The sequence below is a fragment of the Pseudomonas sp. WS 5027 genome, from assembly GCF_012985695.1.
GTDB classification, from domain to species: domain Bacteria; phylum Pseudomonadota; class Gammaproteobacteria; order Pseudomonadales; family Pseudomonadaceae; genus Aquipseudomonas; species Aquipseudomonas hygromyciniae.
Genome location: NZ_JAAQWU010000031.1, coordinates 20,267 through 36,161, shown reverse-complemented (window position 1 = coordinate 36,161; position 15,895 = coordinate 20,267). Strand labels below are relative to the sequence as shown.

Annotated in this window: 17 protein-coding genes; 15 read left to right on the top strand and 2 right to left on the bottom strand. The window is 54.8% G+C overall.

What is annotated here, in order from left to right; all coding sequences use genetic code 11:
- The first annotated feature begins 3 nt into the window (after positions 1–3).
- From rpsE to bfr, 12 genes are all read left to right on the top strand, one after another.
- Positions 4–504 (top strand): 30S ribosomal protein S5, encoded by a 501-nt coding sequence (rpsE, locus tag HBO09_RS26445; protein WP_003186035.1) that lies wholly within the window; start codon positions 4–6, stop codon positions 502–504.
- Between the two features lie 2 nt (positions 505–506).
- Positions 507–683 carry a 50S ribosomal protein L30 gene (gene rpmD / locus HBO09_RS26440; RefSeq protein ID WP_003176408.1) on the top strand — a complete coding sequence of 59 codons (177 nt, stop codon included), beginning with the start codon at positions 507–509 and terminating at the stop codon, positions 681–683.
- Positions 684–686: 3 nt separating this feature from the next.
- On the top strand, positions 687–1,124 hold the full coding sequence (gene rplO / locus HBO09_RS26435; protein WP_003176407.1) for a 50S ribosomal protein L15: 438 nt from the start codon (positions 687–689) through the stop codon (positions 1,122–1,124).
- Entirely contained in the window at positions 1,125–2,453 is a 1,329-nt protein-coding gene (gene secY / locus HBO09_RS26430) for a preprotein translocase subunit SecY (RefSeq protein WP_018612224.1), read from the top strand.
- Between the two features lie 28 nt (positions 2,454–2,481).
- Entirely contained in the window at positions 2,482–2,598 is a 117-nt protein-coding gene (gene rpmJ, locus HBO09_RS26425; RefSeq protein WP_002555468.1) for a 50S ribosomal protein L36, read from the top strand.
- A gap of 129 nt (positions 2,599–2,727) precedes the next feature.
- Positions 2,728–3,084, top strand: a complete 357-nt coding sequence (gene rpsM, locus HBO09_RS26420) for a 30S ribosomal protein S13 (protein ID WP_024077676.1) — start codon at positions 2,728–2,730, stop codon at positions 3,082–3,084.
- Positions 3,085–3,114: 30 nt separating this feature from the next.
- The gene (gene rpsK, locus HBO09_RS26415) at positions 3,115–3,504 is read left to right on the top strand and encodes a 30S ribosomal protein S11 (protein ID WP_002555466.1); all 390 of its coding nucleotides are present in this window, start codon (positions 3,115–3,117) and stop codon (positions 3,502–3,504) included.
- Positions 3,505–3,522: 18 nt separating this feature from the next.
- Positions 3,523–4,143, top strand: coding sequence for a 30S ribosomal protein S4 (gene rpsD, locus HBO09_RS26410; RefSeq protein WP_003210056.1), 621 nt, complete (start codon positions 3,523–3,525; stop codon positions 4,141–4,143).
- Positions 4,144–4,165: 22 nt separating this feature from the next.
- The gene (gene rpoA / locus HBO09_RS26405; protein WP_003176403.1) at positions 4,166–5,167 is read left to right on the top strand and encodes a DNA-directed RNA polymerase subunit alpha; all 1,002 of its coding nucleotides are present in this window, start codon (positions 4,166–4,168) and stop codon (positions 5,165–5,167) included.
- A 41-nt stretch (positions 5,168–5,208) separates the two neighbouring features.
- Positions 5,209–5,595 (top strand): 50S ribosomal protein L17, encoded by a 387-nt coding sequence (gene rplQ, locus HBO09_RS26400; protein ID WP_007918448.1) that lies wholly within the window; start codon positions 5,209–5,211, stop codon positions 5,593–5,595.
- A 227-nt stretch (positions 5,596–5,822) separates the two neighbouring features.
- Positions 5,823–7,268 carry a catalase gene (locus HBO09_RS26395; RefSeq protein WP_169998329.1) on the top strand — a complete coding sequence of 482 codons (1,446 nt, stop codon included), beginning with the start codon at positions 5,823–5,825 and terminating at the stop codon, positions 7,266–7,268.
- Between the two features lie 155 nt (positions 7,269–7,423).
- Positions 7,424–7,888 carry a bacterioferritin gene (gene bfr, locus HBO09_RS26390; protein WP_029299402.1) on the top strand — a complete coding sequence of 155 codons (465 nt, stop codon included), beginning with the start codon at positions 7,424–7,426 and terminating at the stop codon, positions 7,886–7,888.
- A gap of 68 nt (positions 7,889–7,956) precedes the next feature.
- Here the strand turns inward: bfr and uvrA are convergent, their stop codons facing one another.
- Positions 7,957–10,791, bottom strand: coding sequence for an excinuclease ABC subunit UvrA (gene uvrA / locus HBO09_RS26385; protein ID WP_029299403.1), 2,835 nt, complete (start codon positions 10,789–10,791; stop codon positions 7,957–7,959).
- 180 nt (positions 10,792–10,971) lie between these two features.
- On the opposite strand from uvrA, the gene HBO09_RS26380 reads away from it, so the two are divergent.
- The gene (locus tag HBO09_RS26380) at positions 10,972–12,366 is read left to right on the top strand and encodes an MFS transporter (protein WP_038443736.1); all 1,395 of its coding nucleotides are present in this window, start codon (positions 10,972–10,974) and stop codon (positions 12,364–12,366) included.
- Positions 12,367–12,375: 9 nt separating this feature from the next.
- On the top strand, positions 12,376–12,891 hold the full coding sequence (locus tag HBO09_RS26375; RefSeq protein ID WP_017849542.1) for a single-stranded DNA-binding protein: 516 nt from the start codon (positions 12,376–12,378) through the stop codon (positions 12,889–12,891).
- A gap of 798 nt (positions 12,892–13,689) precedes the next feature.
- On the opposite strand, the gene HBO09_RS26370 is transcribed toward HBO09_RS26375, so the two are convergent.
- The gene (locus HBO09_RS26370; protein ID WP_169998331.1) at positions 13,690–14,319 is read right to left on the bottom strand and encodes a response regulator transcription factor; all 630 of its coding nucleotides are present in this window, start codon (positions 14,317–14,319) and stop codon (positions 13,690–13,692) included.
- A 336-nt stretch (positions 14,320–14,655) separates the two neighbouring features.
- Between HBO09_RS26370 and HBO09_RS26365 the strand changes: the two genes are divergently transcribed.
- Positions 14,656–15,864 (top strand): EAL domain-containing response regulator, encoded by a 1,209-nt coding sequence (locus HBO09_RS26365; RefSeq protein ID WP_169998333.1) that lies wholly within the window; start codon positions 14,656–14,658, stop codon positions 15,862–15,864.
- Positions 15,865–15,895 lie beyond the last annotated feature (31 nt).

The following is a 15,895-nucleotide window of genomic DNA, read 5'->3' as shown; positions in this document are numbered from 1 at the left end:
GTTATGTCAAATAACGACCAAAAGCGCGACGAAGGCTACATTGAGAAGCTGGTTCAAGTTAACCGCGTAGCCAAAACCGTTAAAGGCGGCCGTATCTTCACTTTCACCGCGTTGACCGTGGTTGGTGATGGTAAGGGCCGTGTTGGCTTCGGCCGTGGCAAGTCGCGTGAAGTGCCTGCTGCGATCCAGAAGGCAATGGAAGCTGCTCGTCGCAACATGATCCAAGTTGACCTGAACGGCACCACCCTGCAGTACGCAATGAAGTCTGCCCATGGCGCTTCGAAGGTGTACATGCAGCCTGCTTCTGAAGGTACCGGTATCATCGCTGGCGGCGCTATGCGTGCTGTCCTCGAGGTTGCTGGCGTTCAGAACGTTCTGGCCAAGTGCTACGGCTCGACTAACCCGGTAAACGTGGTTCACGCCACTTTTAAAGGTTTGAAAGCTATGCAATCTCCTGAATCCATTGCCGCCAAGCGTGGCAAAAGCGTCAAGGAGATCTTCTGATCATGGCTACCGTTAAAGTAACGCTGATCAAAAGCATGACCGGCCGCATCCCTAACCACAAATTGTGCGTTAAGGGTTTGGGTCTGCGTCGCATCGGTCACACTGTAGAAGTCCAGGATACTCCCGAGAATCGCGGGATGATCAACAAGGCTTACTACATGCTGCGTGTCGAGGGTTAATCGATGAAACTCAATGATCTGAGTCCAGCGCCGGGTTCCCGTCGCGAAAAGCATCGTCCGGGCCGTGGTATCGGTAGCGGTTTGGGTAAGACTGGTGGCCGTGGCCACAAAGGTCAAACCTCCCGCTCCGGTGGCACCATCGCTCCAGGCTTTGAAGGCGGTCAACAGCCGCTGCATCGTCGCCTGCCGAAGTTCGGTTTCGTTTCCCTGAAGGCCATGGATCGCGCAGAAGTGCGTTTGTCCGAACTGGCTAAAGTGGAAGGCGACATCGTTACCGTGCAGACCCTGAAAGATGCCAACGTGATCAACGTCAACGTACAGCGTGTGAAAATCATGCTGTCCGGTGAAGTGACTCGCGCTGTCACTATCGGCAAGGGAATCGGCGCCACCAAAGGTGCGCGTTCGGCTATCGAAGCAGCTGGCGGCAAGTTCGAGGAATAAATGGCTAAGCAAGGTGCTCTCTCAGCGCTCGGCAAAGGCGGTATGTCTGAACTTTGGGCTCGTCTGCGTTTTCTGTTCCTGGCGATTATCGTCTACCGAATAGGCGCACACATCCCGGTTCCAGGTATCAATCCGGACCGACTCGCAGACCTGTTTCGACAGAATGAGGGGACCATTCTTAGCTTGTTCAACATGTTTTCCGGCGGCGCGCTGGAGCGGATGAGCATCTTTGCACTGGGGATCATGCCGTACATTTCGGCATCGATCATCATGCAGTTGATGAGCGCCGTCAGCCCGCAGCTGGAGCAGTTGAAGAAGGAAGGTGAAGCTGGTCGTCGCAAGATTAGCCAGTACACCCGCTACCTCACTGTCGTTCTTGCTCTTGTCCAGGCTGTTGGCATGTCCATCGGTCTGGCAGGGCAGGGCGTAGCGTTCACTGGTGACTTTGGCTTCCATTTCGTCGCAGTAACCACATTTGTGGCTGGTGCGATGTTCATGATGTGGCTGGGTGAGCAGATTACTGAGCGTGGTGTTGGCAACGGTATCTCGATGTTGATTTTCGCAGGTATCGTCGCCGGTCTTCCGAGGGCAATCGGGCAGTCTTTCGAGTCTGCACGTCAGGGTGATATCAATATCTTCGCCTTGGTTGCCATCGGTTTGCTGGCAGTAGCGATTATCGGTTTTGTGGTGTTCATTGAGCGTGGCCAGCGTCGTATTGCTGTTCACTACGCCAAGCGTCAGCAGGGCCGTAAGGTCTTCGCTGCGCAGACCAGCCACTTGCCGCTGAAAGTGAATATGGCCGGTGTTATTCCTGCTATCTTCGCGAGCAGCATTTTGCTGTTTCCGGCTTCGTTGGGTGCCTGGTTCGGTCAGTCTGAAGGTATGGGCTGGTTGCAGGACATCTCGCAGTCGATCGCTCCTGGTCAGCCGTTGAATATTCTGCTGTTTAGTGCAGGGATTATTTTCTTCTGCTTCTTCTATACGGCGTTGATGTTCAATCCGAAAGACGTAGCGGAAAACCTGAAGAAGTCCGGTGCCTTTATTCCGGGTATTCGTCCAGGCGAGCAGTCGGCGCGCTATATTGATGGCGTTCTGACTCGTTTGACCCTGTTCGGTGCTCTATATATGACGGCCGTGTGCTTGTTGCCCCAGTTCCTGGTGGTTGCAGCCAACGTTCCGTTCTACCTTGGCGGGACCTCGTTGCTGATCGTCGTCGTGGTTGTGATGGACTTCATGTCCCAAGTACAATCGCACCTCGTTTCGCACCAGTACGAATCCCTGATGAAGAAAGCCAACCTGAAGGGCTACGGCAGCGGCATGTTGCGCTGAGTACCCCATAAGGTTCGAGGAGTTGGTGATGAAAGTTCGTGCATCGGTGAAAAAGCTGTGCCGTAACTGCAAGATTATTCGCCGCGAAGGTGTTGTTCGAGTAATTTGCAGCGCGGAACCGCGTCACAAACAGCGCCAAGGCTGAGTGTGATCCGCTTGAAGCCCGGCAGCTAGTGCGCTGCCGGGTTGATTATTTGTTATTACAGCGATATTATCTCGCGCCCTATTTCTTGGCTTCCGGGGCGTAGGTAGCTGTCAATTGGAGTCCCACTGAATGGCCCGTATTGCAGGCGTTAACATTCCAGATAACAAGCACACTGTTATCTCGCTGACCTACATCTATGGTGTTGGTCGCACTACTGCGCAGAAAATTTGCGCAGTTGCTGGGGTAAACCCAGCCGCTAAGATCAAGGATCTGAGCGACGAGCAGATTGAATTGCTGCGTGGCGAAGTGGCGAAGTTCACCACTGAAGGTGACCTGCGTCGCGAAATCAACATGAAAATCAAGCGTTTGATGGACCTCGGTTGCTATCGCGGTCTGCGTCATCGTCGTGGTCTTCCAGTACGCGGTCAGCGTACCAAGACTAACGCGCGTACCCGTAAAGGTCCGCGTAAGCCGATCCGCAAGTAATCGCCCCAGCGAATCGACAGGAAAATTATCATGGCAAAACCTGCTGCTCGTCCTCGTAAAAAAGTTAAAAAGACAGTGGTTGATGGCATCGCCCACATCCATGCATCTTTTAACAACACCATCGTGACCATCACCGACCGTCAAGGTAACGCGCTTTCTTGGGCTACCTCTGGTGGTTCGGGTTTCCGCGGTTCCCGCAAGTCCACCCCGTTTGCTGCTCAAGTAGCTGCTGAACGTGCTGGTCAAGCTGCGCTGGAATACGGCCTGAAAAACCTCGACGTTAACGTCAAGGGTCCAGGTCCAGGTCGTGAGTCTGCTGTCCGTGCTTTGAACGGCTGTGGCTATAAGATCGCCAGCATCACCGACGTGACGCCAATCCCGCACAACGGGTGCCGTCCGCCGAAGAAGCGCCGCGTGTAATCCAGGAGATTGTAAAGAATGGCTCGTTACATTGGTCCAAAATGCAAACTCGCTCGTCGCGAAGGCACCGATCTCTTTCTGAAGAGCGGCGTGCGCGCGATCGAATCGAAGTGCAACATTGAAGCAGCACCTGGTATCCACGGCCAACGCCGCGGTCGCCAGTCCGACTACGGCACCCAACTGCGTGAAAAGCAGAAGGTCCGTCGTATCTACGGCGTTCTCGAGCGTCAGTTCAGCGGCTACTACAAAGAAGCTGCTGGCAAGAAAGGTGCAACTGGTGAAAACCTGCTGCAACTGCTCGAATGCCGTCTGGACAACGTTGTATACCGTATGGGCTTTGGTTCGACTCGTGCCGAATCCCGTCAGCTGGTATCGCACAAATCCGTAAGCGTAAACGGCCAAACCGTTAACGTCCCGTCCTACCAGGTTCGTGCTGGTGACGTGGTCGCGATTCGCGAGAAAGCAAAAAACCAACTTCGCATTGTCCAAGCTCTCGATCTGTGTGCCCAACGTGGCCGCGTAGAATGGGTAGAAGTAGACACTGAGAAGAAGTCGGGCGTTTTCAAGAACGTTCCTGCTCGCAGTGATCTGTCCGCCGACATCAACGAAAGCCTGATTGTCGAGCTCTACTCCAAGTAAGGGCTAGAAAATAGGTGCATCCATGCAGATTTCGGTAAATGAGTTCCTGACACCCCGCCACATTGATGTGCAGGTTGTCAGTCCAACCCGCGCCAAGATCACTCTCGAGCCTCTCGAGCGTGGTTTTGGCCACACCCTGGGCAACGCGCTGCGCCGCATCCTGTTGTCCTCAATGCCCGGCTGTGCAGTAGTCGAGGCCGAGATTGACGGTGTGCTCCACGAGTACAGCGCCATCGAAGGTGTACAGGAAGACGTAATTGAAATCCTGTTGAACCTTAAAGGTCTGGCTATCAAGCTGCACGGCCGTGACGAAGTTACGCTGACCTTGTCGAAGAAGGGTTCGGGGGTGGTTACCGCTGCCGATATTCAGCTGGATCATGATGTCGAGATCGTTAACCCCGATCACGTAATCGCTAACCTGGCGTCTAACGGCGCTTTGAACATGAAGCTCACCGTAGCTCGTGGTCGTGGTTATGAACCGGCCGACTCGCGTCAGAGCGATGAAGATGAAAGCCGCAGCATTGGTCGCTTGCAGCTTGACTCTTCGTTCAGCCCGGTTCGCCGTATCGCATACGTGGTGGAAAACGCCCGTGTCGAGCAGCGTACTAACCTGGACAAGCTGGTTATTGATCTGGAAACCAACGGTACTCTGGATCCTGAAGAGGCTATTCGCCGCGCTGCAACCATTCTGCAACAGCAGTTGGCTGCGTTCGTCGACCTCAAGGGTGACAGCGAACCAGTGGTAATCGAGCAGGAAGACGAGATCGATCCGATCCTGCTTCGCCCGGTTGACGATCTGGAACTGACTGTACGTTCGGCTAACTGCCTTAAGGCGGAAAACATTTACTACATCGGTGACCTGATCCAGCGCACCGAAGTAGAACTGTTGAAGACTCCGAACCTGGGCAAGAAATCCTTGACTGAAATCAAGGACGTTCTGGCCTCCCGCGGTCTGTCCCTCGGCATGCGCCTCGACAACTGGCCGCCTGCAAGTCTTAAGAAGGACGACAAGGCGACTGCCTGATCGTCGTAATCACCGAACGTGAGTTTGGTAAGGAATGAACCATGCGTCATCGTAAAAGTGGTCGTCACCTGAGCCGTACCAGCTCGCACCGCAAGGCCATGTTTCAAAACATGGCGGTGTCGCTGTTCGAGCACGAGCTGATCAAAACTACACTGCCGAAAGCCAAAGAACTGCGTCGCGTTGCTGAGCCGCTGATCACTTTGGCCAAGACAGACAGCCTGGCTAACCGCCGTCTGGCTTTCGACCGTACTCGTTCGAAAGCTATCGTTGGTAAGCTCTTCAACGACCTGGGCAAGCGTTATGCTACCCGTGAGGGTGGCTACCTGCGCATCCTCAAGTGCGGTTTCCGCACTGGCGACAACGCGCCTATGGCGTACGTCGAGTTGGTTGATCGTGCTACTGCTGGCGAAGCTGTATCCGCCGAGTAAGACGACAGTCTGCTACGAAAAACCGGGCCTAGTGCCCGGTTTTTTGTGGGCGATAGAAAAGCCAATACCTAATATTGATTGAGTTTTGGCTATCTGAACCAAGGCATAGTTAGTAATTAACTATCGATATGCATGATTTAATAAATTTGATGGTGTCATCTTCCTGGTCAATACTCCCTCCAAGCCGATTAGCCGGCAGTTCCAAGACTGACCTGAGGAGATTGAGCATGAGCCAGAAAACCCTTACCACCGCCAGCGGCGCTCCCGTTGCCGATAACCAGAATTCCCGTTCCGCAGGTCCGCGTGGGCCGTTGCTGCTCGACGACTTTCACCTGATTGAGAAGCTTGCCCACTTCAACCGTGAAAACATTCCAGAGCGTCGTGTGCACGCCAAAGGCTCGGGAGCGTACGGAACCTTCACGGTCACCAAAGACATCACCCAATACACTAGCGCCAAGCTGTTTGAAGCTGTCGGTAAGCAGACGCCGACTTTCCTGCGCTTCTCTACAGTCGGTGGCGAGCGCGGCTCGGCAGATACCGAACGCGACCCACGTGGCTTTGCGTTGAAGTTCTACACCGAAGAAGGCAACTGGGATATTGTCGGGAATAACACCCCTGTGTTCTTTATCCGGGACCCGCTGAAATTTCCTGATTTTATCCACACCCAAAAGCGCCTGCCGCAAAGCAACCTGAAAAGCGCGCAGATGATGTGGGACTTCTGGTCGCATTCGCCTGAGGCACTGCACCAGGTCACCATCCTGTTCTCGGACCGTGGCATCCCGGACGGCTACCGTCACATGCACGGCTTCGGTAGTCATACCTACAGCTTGATCAGCGCGAATGGCGAGCGTCATTGGGTGAAGTGGCACTACAAGACCAAGCAAGGCATCAAGAACCTGGCACCTGCCGATGCTGCACGCCTTGCTGGTACTGACCCGGACTACGCCCAGCGCGATCTGTTCGAGGCCATTGAGCGCGGCGACTTCCCGAAATGGCGCGTCTGCATCCAGATCATGACTGAGGCCCAGGCCAACGCTCACTATGAGAATCCCTTCGACGTGACCAAAACCTGGTCGCAGAAAGAGTTTCCGCTGATTGAAGTCGGTGAATTGGAGTTGAACCGCAACCCGCTGAACTACTTCGCCGAAGTGGAGCAGGCAGCGTTCGGTCCAAGCAACATGGTGCCAGGTGTCGGTTTGTCTCCGGATCGCATGCTGCAAGGCCGTGTGTTCGCTTACGCTGACGCGCACCGCTACCGTATTGGCACTAACCATCAGCACTTGCCAGTGAATGCTGCGCGTAGTCCAGTCAGCAACTACCAACGTGATGGCTCCATGGCATTTGGTAGCAACGGTGGCGCGGCTCCCAACTACGAGCCTAATAGCTACGCCGACGCACCCAAACAGGCTCCGCAGTACGCAGAACCTGCCTTGGCACTCAGTGGCGCGGCAGATCGTTACGATCACCGTGAAGACACTGATTACTACAGCCACGCCGGTGCGCTGTTCCGCCTGATGAATGCTGAGCAAAAAGCGCTGTTGATCAACAACATCGCTGGTGCAATGACTGGAGTTTCCAGTGATGTGGTTCAGCGTCAGTTGCAACACTTCTTCAAGGCCGATCCAGCCTATGGAGAAGGAATCGCAACTGCGCTGGGTGTAGCGCTTAACTAACTCTAAGTGATAAGCAGAACCGCCCTCATTTGGGCGGTTTTTGCGTTATTTCAGCTACTTTTCTCTGAAAATCTTCACTTTTCTGCCGTTCGTCCCGTGACCTGCAGGTCAGCATGGTTCAAACTAAGGCCTTTCAAGCAGGGAGATGTAGGGCGATGCAAGGTCACCCCGACGTAATCGATTACCTCAACACGTTGCTGACGGGCGAACTGGCAGCTCGTGACCAATATTTCATTCACTCGCGTATGTACGAAGACTGGGGCTTTACCGAGCTCTACGAGCGTATCAACCACGAAATGGAAGAAGAGGCACAGCATGCCGACGCGCTGATGCGCCGTATCCTGATGCTCGAAGGCACGCCACGCATGCGTCCTGACGACCTGGATACTGGCACCACGGTGCCTGAGATGCTCGCCAGCGACTTGCGCCTGGAGTACAAGGTTCGCGCTGCACTGTGCAAAGGCATTGAGCTTTGCGAGAAGCACAACGACTACGTGACCCGTGAAATCCTGCGCGTACAGTTGAACGATACTGAAGAAGATCACACCTACTGGCTAGAAAAGCAGTTGGGTCTGATCAAGTTGATCGGTCTGGAAAACTACCTGCAATCGCAGTTCTGATTTCGCCGGCAATGAAAAAGCCCCTGTCACCGCTACGGTGACAGGGGCTTTTTGTTGGGCCCGAAAAATCAGGCCCGGTCGCGCGCCAGCAACGGCTTCAGATAGTAACCAGTGTGGGATTGCGGCATCTCGGAAACCTGCTCCGGCGTTCCCACCGCAATAATCTGCCCACCCTTGGAACCGCCCTCCGGGCCGAGGTCCACCAGCCAGTCTGCCGTCTTGATCACATCCAGATTGTGCTCGATCACCACCACGGTGTTGCCGTGATCGCGTAGCCGGTGCAGTACGTCGAGCAATTGCTGGATGTCCGCGAAGTGCAGACCGGTAGTCGGTTCATCGAGGATATACAGGGTCTTGCCAGTATCGCGCTTGGACAGTTCGCGAGACAGTTTCACCCGCTGCGCCTCGCCACCGGACAAGGTGGTCGCCGACTGCCCCAGCTTGATATACGACAAGCCCACGTCCATCAGGGTCTGGAGCTTGCGTGCCAGGGCCGGCACTGCGTCAAAGAACACCCGCGCTTCCTCGATGGTCATCTCGAGGGTTTCATGGATGTTCTTGCCCTTGTATTTGATCTCCAGGGTTTCGCGGTTGTAGCGCTTACTCTTGCACACATCGCATGGCACGTAGATGTCCGGCAGGAAGTGCATCTCCACCTTGATCAAACCGTCGCCCTGGCACGCCTCGCAACGCCCGCCCTTGACGTTGAAGGAGAAGCGCCCAGGCCCATAACCACGGGACCGGGACTCCGGCACGCCGGCGAATAGTTCGCGAATCGGCGTGAACAGCCCGGTGTAGGTCGCGGGGTTGGAGCGGGGAGTGCGACCAATCGGGCTCTGGTCGATATCCACCACCTTGTCCAGGAGCTCCAGGCCCTTGATGCTGTCATGCGCTGCAGCTTCCAGGGTGGTGGCGCCATTCAACGCTGTGGCGCTGAGGGGGAACAAGGTGTTGTTGATCAACGTGGACTTGCCTGAGCCGGATACACCTGTGACGCAGGTCAGCAGGCCCAAGGGGATTTCCAGATCGACATTGCGCAGATTGTTACCGCGCGCGCCCTTGAGGTGCAGCGCCTGTTTTTTGTTACGTGGCGTACGTTTGGCTGGCACTTCGATTTTTACCCGGCCAGATAAGTATTTGCCGGTCAGGGAGTCCGGATGGGCCATGACTTCAGCTGGTGTGCCCTGGGCAACGATGTGCCCGCCATGGACGCCCGCGCCGGGGCCGATATCGACCACATAGTCCGCCAGGCGAATGGCATCCTCATCGTGCTCGACCACGATCACCGTATTGCCGATATCGCGCAGGTGCTTGAGCGTGCCCAGCAAACGATCATTGTCGCGCTGGTGCAGGCCGATGGAGGGCTCGTCGAGGATGTACAGCACGCCCACCAGGCCCGCGCCGATCTGGCTGGCCAGGCGAATGCGCTGGGCCTCGCCGCCGGACAGCGTGTCGGCACTGCGATCCAGGGACAGGTAATCCAGCCCCACGTTGACCAGGAACTGCAGGCGTTCGCGGATCTCCTTGAGGATCTTGTCGGCAATCTCGCCGCGTCGCCCGGTCAGCTTCAATACGCCGAAGTATTCGCAGGCATCACCGATGGGCAGGTTGGTCACTGCCGGCAATGTCTTCTCACCTACCCACACGTGGCGCGCCTCGCGACGCAAGCGAGTGCCCCGGCAATCCGGGCAGGGCTGTGTGCTGAGGAACTTGGCCAGCTCCTCGCGCACGCTGGCCGACTCGGTTTCCCGATAGCGGCGCTCCAGGTTGGGCACGATGCCTTCGAATGGGTGGGAGCGCTTGACGATATCGCCACGGTCATTCAGGTATTTGAAATCGACGTTCTGCGAACCGCTGCCATGCAGGATGACTTTCTGTTGCTCTGCTGGCAGCTCGTTGAACGGCACCTCCAGGCTGAATTTGTAGTGGGCGGCCAACGACCCGAGCATCTGGAAGTAGTAGACATTGCGCCGATCCCAGCCGCGTATCGCGCCCTCCGCCAGCGTCAGGTCACCATTGACCAGGCGCTTGATGTCGAAGAACTGCTTGACCCCCAACCCATCACAGGTCGGACAGGCGCCGGCCGGGTTGTTGAAGGAGAACAGCTTGGGTTCCAGCTCGCTGATGGCGTGGCCGCAGATCGGGCAGGCAAAGCGTGCGGAGAAGATGATTTCTTCGCCTGGCTCGTCGTCCATCGGGGCAACCAGGGCTATACCGTCCGCCAGTTTCAGCGCGGTTTCGAACGACTCCGCCAGGCGCTGCTGCAGATCGGCACGCACCTTGAACCGGTCGACTACTACATCGATGGTGTGCTTCTTCTGCTTGTCCAGCTTCGGAGCTTCATCCAGCTCATAGAGCTTGCCGTTGATCCGGGCACGGACAAAACCCTGGGCGCGCAGCTCTTCGAACACTGAGAGGTGTTCGCCCTTGCGCTCGCGGATCACCGGAGCCAGCAGCATCAGCTTGGCGCCTTCCGGCTGTGCCAGCACCAGATCAACCATCTGGCTGACGGTCTGGGCTTCCAGCGGAATATCGTGATCCGGGCAGCGTGGAATACCGACGCGCGCATACAGCAAGCGCAGGTAATCGTAAATTTCGGTAATGGTGCCCACGGTGGAGCGAGGGTTGTGGGAGGTCGACTTTTGTTCGATGGAAATGGCTGGCGACAGGCCTTCAATGGTGTCGACGTCAGGCTTTTCCATCATCGACAGGAATTGCCGGGCATAGGCCGACAGCGACTCCACATAACGACGCTGGCCTTCGGCATATAGCGTATCGAACGCCAGCGATGACTTGCCGGACCCGGACAAGCCGGTGATGACAATCAGTTTGTCCCGGGGCAGGGTCAGGTCGATGTTCTTCAGGTTGTGGGTTCTAGCCCCACGAATCAGGATCTTGTCCAAGATGGCCTCGCACGGCGGGCGTATAAATAATGCAGGAGTATACGGCTAAAGACTGGATGAATATACACTGTCGGTTTGCCCATTTCAGCCTTACATGAAAGCTGCGCGGCAAAGCGCCGCATATACCCTCTCAATCGATGGGACTGGTAGAATCGCCGCCGGTTCACACGAGGTTTTTCCATGCACGATCCCCACAGCGAACGCATGAGTAGCGGCGAGACCCGAGCGGCAAGCGGTCTGGCCCTGGTGTTCGCCTTCCGTATGCTGGGCATGTTCATGGTGTTGCCGGTATTGGCGACCTATGGCATGGACCTCGCAGGTGCGACCCCAGCCTTGATTGGCCTGGCGATTGGTGCCTATGGTCTGACCCAGGCGATTTTCCAGATTCCGTTCGGGATCATTTCCGACCGCATTGGCCGCCGGCCGGTGATCTACCTGGGGCTGATCGTGTTCGCCCTGGGCAGCGTGTTGGCGGCCAATGCCGATTCGATCTGGGGCGTGATCGCCGGACGTATCCTGCAAGGTGCCGGGGCGATTTCTGCGGCGGTGATGGCACTGCTGTCAGATCTGACCCGCGAGCAGCATCGTACCAAGGCCATGGCCATGATTGGCATGACCATCGGTCTTTCGTTTGCCGTTGCGATGGTGGTTGGCCCGCTGCTGACCCGTGCGTTCGGATTGCACGGCCTATTCCTCGCCACTGGGGGCATGGCGCTGTTCGGCATCGTGATCGTGGCCTTTATGGTGCCGCGCTCCACCGGGCCGCTGCAGCACCGTGAATCGGGCGTGGCAAAGCAAGCGCTGCTGCCGACGCTCAAGCACCCGGACTTGCTGCGCCTGGATTTAGGTATCTTTGTATTGCATGCGATGCTGATGTGCAGCTTCGTCGCGTTGCCCCTGGCCCTGGTGGAAAAAGCCGGGTTGCCCAAGGAACAGCACTGGTGGGTCTACCTCACCGCCTTGTTGATTTCATTCTTCGCCATGATCCCGTTCATCATCTATGGCGAGAAGAAACGCAAAATGAAACGAGTTTTGCTCGGTGCCGTCGCGACATTGATGCTCACTGAACTATTCTTCTGGCAGTTCGGCGACAGCCTACGGGCACTGGTAATCGGCACGGTGGTATTTTTCACCGCGTTCAACCTGCTGGAGGCGTCACTGCCTTCGCTGATCAGTAAAGTTTCACCGGCAGGCGGCAAAGGCACGGCGATGGGGGTTTATTCCACCAGTCAGTTCCTCGGTTCGGCGCTGGGCGGCATCATGGGCGGCTGGATGTTCCAGCATGGCGGTTTGTCGGTTGTGTTCCTCGGATGCGCCGGGCTGGCTGCACTTTGGCTGGTCTTTGCTGTTACCATGCGCGAACCTCCCTACGTCACAAGTCTGCGTTTGCCGCTATCGCCCGAGGCGATCCGTGAAAGCGGTCTGGTAGAGCGCCTGAAGGCCGTCGTAGGGGTAACAGATGCAGTCGTGGTCGCTGAAGAGGCGGCCATTTACATCAAATTGGACACCGAATTATTGGATCGCGCGACGCTCGAGCAACTGGTCAACCCAGTGCCGACAGCGCGCCCAGCCTAGGAGAACGTTATGGCCCGTGGGGTTAACAAAGTCATATTGGTCGGTACATGCGGCCAGGATCCCGAAGTTCGCTACTTGCCTAACGGTAACGCCGTGACCAACCTGAGTCTGGCGACCAGCGAACAATGGACCGACAAGCAGACTGGCCAGAAGGTCGAGAAAACCGAATGGCACCGTGTATCGATGTTCGGCAAGGTTGCAGAGATCGCCGGTGAATACCTGCGCAAGGGTTCGCAGGTCTACATCGAAGGCAAACTGCAGACCCGCGAGTGGGAAAAAGACGGTATCAAGCGTTACACCACCGAAATCGTGGTTGATATGCAAGGCACCATGCAACTGCTGGGCGGCCGTCCACAGGGCGACCAACAGGGCCAGGGCGGCATGTCCAACTCGGCACCGCGCCCACAGCAGTCCCGTCCACAGCCAAGCCAGCAGCCACAGCGTGAATCGCGCCCAGCGCCACAGCAGGCGGCACCGCAGCCGGCTGCTGACTTCGACAGCTTTGATGACGATATTCCGTTCTAGGATATACCTTTGATCCAAGTGTAAGTTTTGTGCTTAAAGCCCTGATTATTCGGGGCTTTTTTATTGAATTCTTCTTTTCTTGACAGAAGTGTAAACGAGAACTCAGCTACCTAAACCAAAGTGTAGGTTTTTTGGGGGGCTACGCTGCTTGCTAAGCGGTTCGTCATGAAGTCAGGGAGCGCTATGTCATCTTGATTGATGAGAGTCGGCACATACCCCAAAGAAACTGACCCGCCTTCTACAACGTGCATAGTCACCATTTTAGGAGATCAGTGATCGTAGGTGGTGTAGGAGGGGATCCATATTACGTCATAAAGATCGTCTTCATATGGAGTGGTAAAACCCCATTATGCCGACTCTTTAAAGCAAACTACTTCAACTATGGTTCCAGCCCTTTCAAAGCTTTTTTGATAGGCTCAGCTTTAAGCCCTTTCATGGTTCTTGAACTGCAAAGCAGCAGGTTTTTAAACGCCTGACTATTTTGCAATACAAGGCTTATAAACAAGGAGTGACGGAAGTAGCGTTGGCCGTCCCTCTACCATATGCAACATCGCCTTGAATGCCGCCAGTACGGGGAAGACGATTATCTGCGCTATTGGCCTCCTGCCGTAGGATTACCAATGACACACTCAGCGAAAGGGATAGCCAATAAAAAGGAAACAATTTTTCGATGATGTCACGAGTTTTGATTTTAAGTGATTGGTGTTGCGAAAAACTATTATCACTATGAAACTGTTTCATATGATTGATTTCGCGCGCACTTTGTTGGGGTCAGCGAAAAACGAAGATTACTAAAAATTATTTTATCATGTTATTTCTTCTGGAGAAGTCGATTAGCTCCAAAACGTTATCCAGATTAAGTTTTCGCAGTATTCTTGTTTTATAGGTGCTAATTGTTTTGTTGCTGAGTAGCATCTTGTCGCCAATTACTTTGTTGCTATATCCGAGGGCTATTTGCTGAAGTATTAATACTTCTCTGTCCGTCAGTTTTTTTATTCTCGATACATCGTTAGTCTCAGCGTCTCCCGTTTGTGGAGCATTCAAGGTCCTGTTGGGAAAATATGTGTATCCGTCAAGCAAGGCGGTGATCGCGTTGGTTAAACTATTTACGCTTTCCTCTTTGCTGACAAAGCCGTTCGCCCCTAGCGCAATGCAACGGTTGAGATAAGTTTCCACAGGTAAAGAAGTGAATACTAAAATCAATACAGGCTGTTCGAGCGCCCTGATACGGCTTATAACCTCAAGACCATCCTGTTTGGGCATGCCAATATCAAGAATGACGATGCGCGGTTGTAGACTCTTGACAAGGCTCACCGCATCTACACCATTGTCGGCATCACCTACAACTTGCATTTCATGCTTTTCAAGTGCGATACGCAGCGCGGCGCGTATAACGGGATGGTCGTCTACAATTAATACTTTTTTCATTTTTCACATTTTCCAAGTTTTTCGTTCTTAAAAAACTTACAGGATCATCCTGGCCTCAGGTCTGCTCGAAAGTTACGTGTCGCACATCAATAATATCGCCCTCAACGCCTAGCAGGGCCACCTTAAATTTCGAACGCTGATGAATGGTAAAGTAACCAATCCTATCTCTCTAGGAAAATTTACCACGATTTTTATTGAGCACGGGTACTTTGTAGGATCCAGGCTTTTTCCTCTGCTCCGTAGGAATGGTCTTACAAATGTGGAGGACGCGGATGAACGATTTTGTAGGAAGATTCGTAGATTATTGGCCTGTTATCTATTTTCAGATGGTTTGTCATGCCCGAACTCAGCGTACTGGTACTTGAAGACCAGCCTTTTCAAAGGTTGGTCGCTGTATCTGCCTTAAAGAAGGCAGGAGTAGCACACGTGTATGAAGCGTCAGACGGCAATGAAGCGCTCAGCGTATTGAAAGCCAACGGCTGCGTAGACATTGCGATATGTGATCTACGTATGCGCGGTATGGACGGGCTGACCTTCTTGCACCATGCGAGTCAACGCGGCCTGTTACGCTCGGTGATTCTTAGCAGCGATCTCGATCCGGTCCTGCGTCAGGCGACGGTCTCAATGATCCAGTCGCTTGGGCTAGTGTTTCTTGGGGACCTGGGAAAGCCATTCAATCTCGGCCGGGCTAAGGTGTTGTTGCAACGCTACCGTCGACCTCAATTAACCCAGTCTACGCATGGCGAGGAAACTGCAGCGCTGTGCGCATCAGATATTCAACGAGGCCTCAACAATGGAGAGTTCGAGGCCTACTATCAGCCCAAAGTGAGCTTGGCCACAGGTCAGTTAAATGGGGCAGAGGTACTGGCTCGCTGGAACCACCCACGGCTGGGGATCCTCTCGCCTATCCGCTTTCTACCCGTCATGGAGGCTAACGATCTTGTGGGGCAACTGTTTGCCGCGTTGTTCAGCCAAGGCATCGCATTGCAAAAGCAGTTAGCAGAGCGGCTACAGCCTATTGAGTTGGCCTTTAATCTGCACGTATCACAACTGGCTTCTCTGGAACTGCTGGAACACATCAGCCAGTCGCTCGAGCAGTCTAAATTACCCGCCACGGGTTTGATGTTTGAAGTCACCGAGACAGGATTGGTACTAGCGCCGGCCAGCAGCCTGGAAACCCTTGTCAGGCTGAGGCTTCTCGGGTGCGGGCTGGCGATGGATGACTTCGGTGCGGGTTACTCCTCGCTTGAGCGGCTCTGCGAGTTCCCGTTCAGTCAGATAAAACTGGATGCCTCGTTCGTACGTAAACTGGACTTCCAGCCCCGTAGCCGAGCGATTATCAGCAGCACCGTGACCCTCTCCGAATCCCTTGGCCTCTCGCTGGTGATCGAAGGCGTGGAAACCCAAGAGCAGTCCAGGCAGCTACTTGAACTTGGATGCACCTTGGCTCAAGGCTTTTTGTTCGCCCGGCCAATGCCCCGCAAGCACTTTATTTCCTACTGCCAGGACCAAAGTGCAAACTATGCAACACCGGATACACCTTAGTAATAGGCAATTCGTGAATATGCACCGTGGT

Excerpts from the sequence above, each read along its gene's own strand:
- rpsE (WP_003186035.1), top strand. The coding sequence starts at position 4 with ATGTCAAATAACGACCAAAAGCGCGACGAAGGCTACATTGAGAAGCTG.
- rpmD (WP_003176408.1), top strand. The coding sequence starts at position 507 with ATGGCTACCGTTAAAGTAACGCTGATCAAAAGCATGACCGGCCGCATC.
- rplO (WP_003176407.1), top strand. The coding sequence starts at position 687 with ATGAAACTCAATGATCTGAGTCCAGCGCCGGGTTCCCGTCGCGAAAAG.
- secY (WP_018612224.1), top strand. The coding sequence starts at position 1,125 with ATGGCTAAGCAAGGTGCTCTCTCAGCGCTCGGCAAAGGCGGTATGTCT.
- rpmJ (WP_002555468.1), top strand. The coding sequence starts at position 2,482 with ATGAAAGTTCGTGCATCGGTGAAAAAGCTGTGCCGTAACTGCAAGATT.
- rpsM (WP_024077676.1), top strand. The coding sequence starts at position 2,728 with ATGGCCCGTATTGCAGGCGTTAACATTCCAGATAACAAGCACACTGTT.
- rpsK (WP_002555466.1), top strand. The coding sequence starts at position 3,115 with ATGGCAAAACCTGCTGCTCGTCCTCGTAAAAAAGTTAAAAAGACAGTG.
- rpsD (WP_003210056.1), top strand. The coding sequence starts at position 3,523 with ATGGCTCGTTACATTGGTCCAAAATGCAAACTCGCTCGTCGCGAAGGC.
- rpoA (WP_003176403.1), top strand. The coding sequence starts at position 4,166 with ATGCAGATTTCGGTAAATGAGTTCCTGACACCCCGCCACATTGATGTG.
- rplQ (WP_007918448.1), top strand. The coding sequence starts at position 5,209 with ATGCGTCATCGTAAAAGTGGTCGTCACCTGAGCCGTACCAGCTCGCAC.
- HBO09_RS26395 (WP_169998329.1), top strand. The coding sequence starts at position 5,823 with ATGAGCCAGAAAACCCTTACCACCGCCAGCGGCGCTCCCGTTGCCGAT.
- bfr (WP_029299402.1), top strand. The coding sequence starts at position 7,424 with ATGCAAGGTCACCCCGACGTAATCGATTACCTCAACACGTTGCTGACG.
- HBO09_RS26380 (WP_038443736.1), top strand. The coding sequence starts at position 10,972 with ATGCACGATCCCCACAGCGAACGCATGAGTAGCGGCGAGACCCGAGCG.
- HBO09_RS26375 (WP_017849542.1), top strand. The coding sequence starts at position 12,376 with ATGGCCCGTGGGGTTAACAAAGTCATATTGGTCGGTACATGCGGCCAG.
- HBO09_RS26370 (WP_169998331.1), bottom strand. The coding sequence starts at position 14,319 with ATGAAAAAAGTATTAATTGTAGACGACCATCCCGTTATACGCGCCGCG.
- HBO09_RS26365 (WP_169998333.1), top strand. The coding sequence starts at position 14,656 with ATGCCCGAACTCAGCGTACTGGTACTTGAAGACCAGCCTTTTCAAAGG.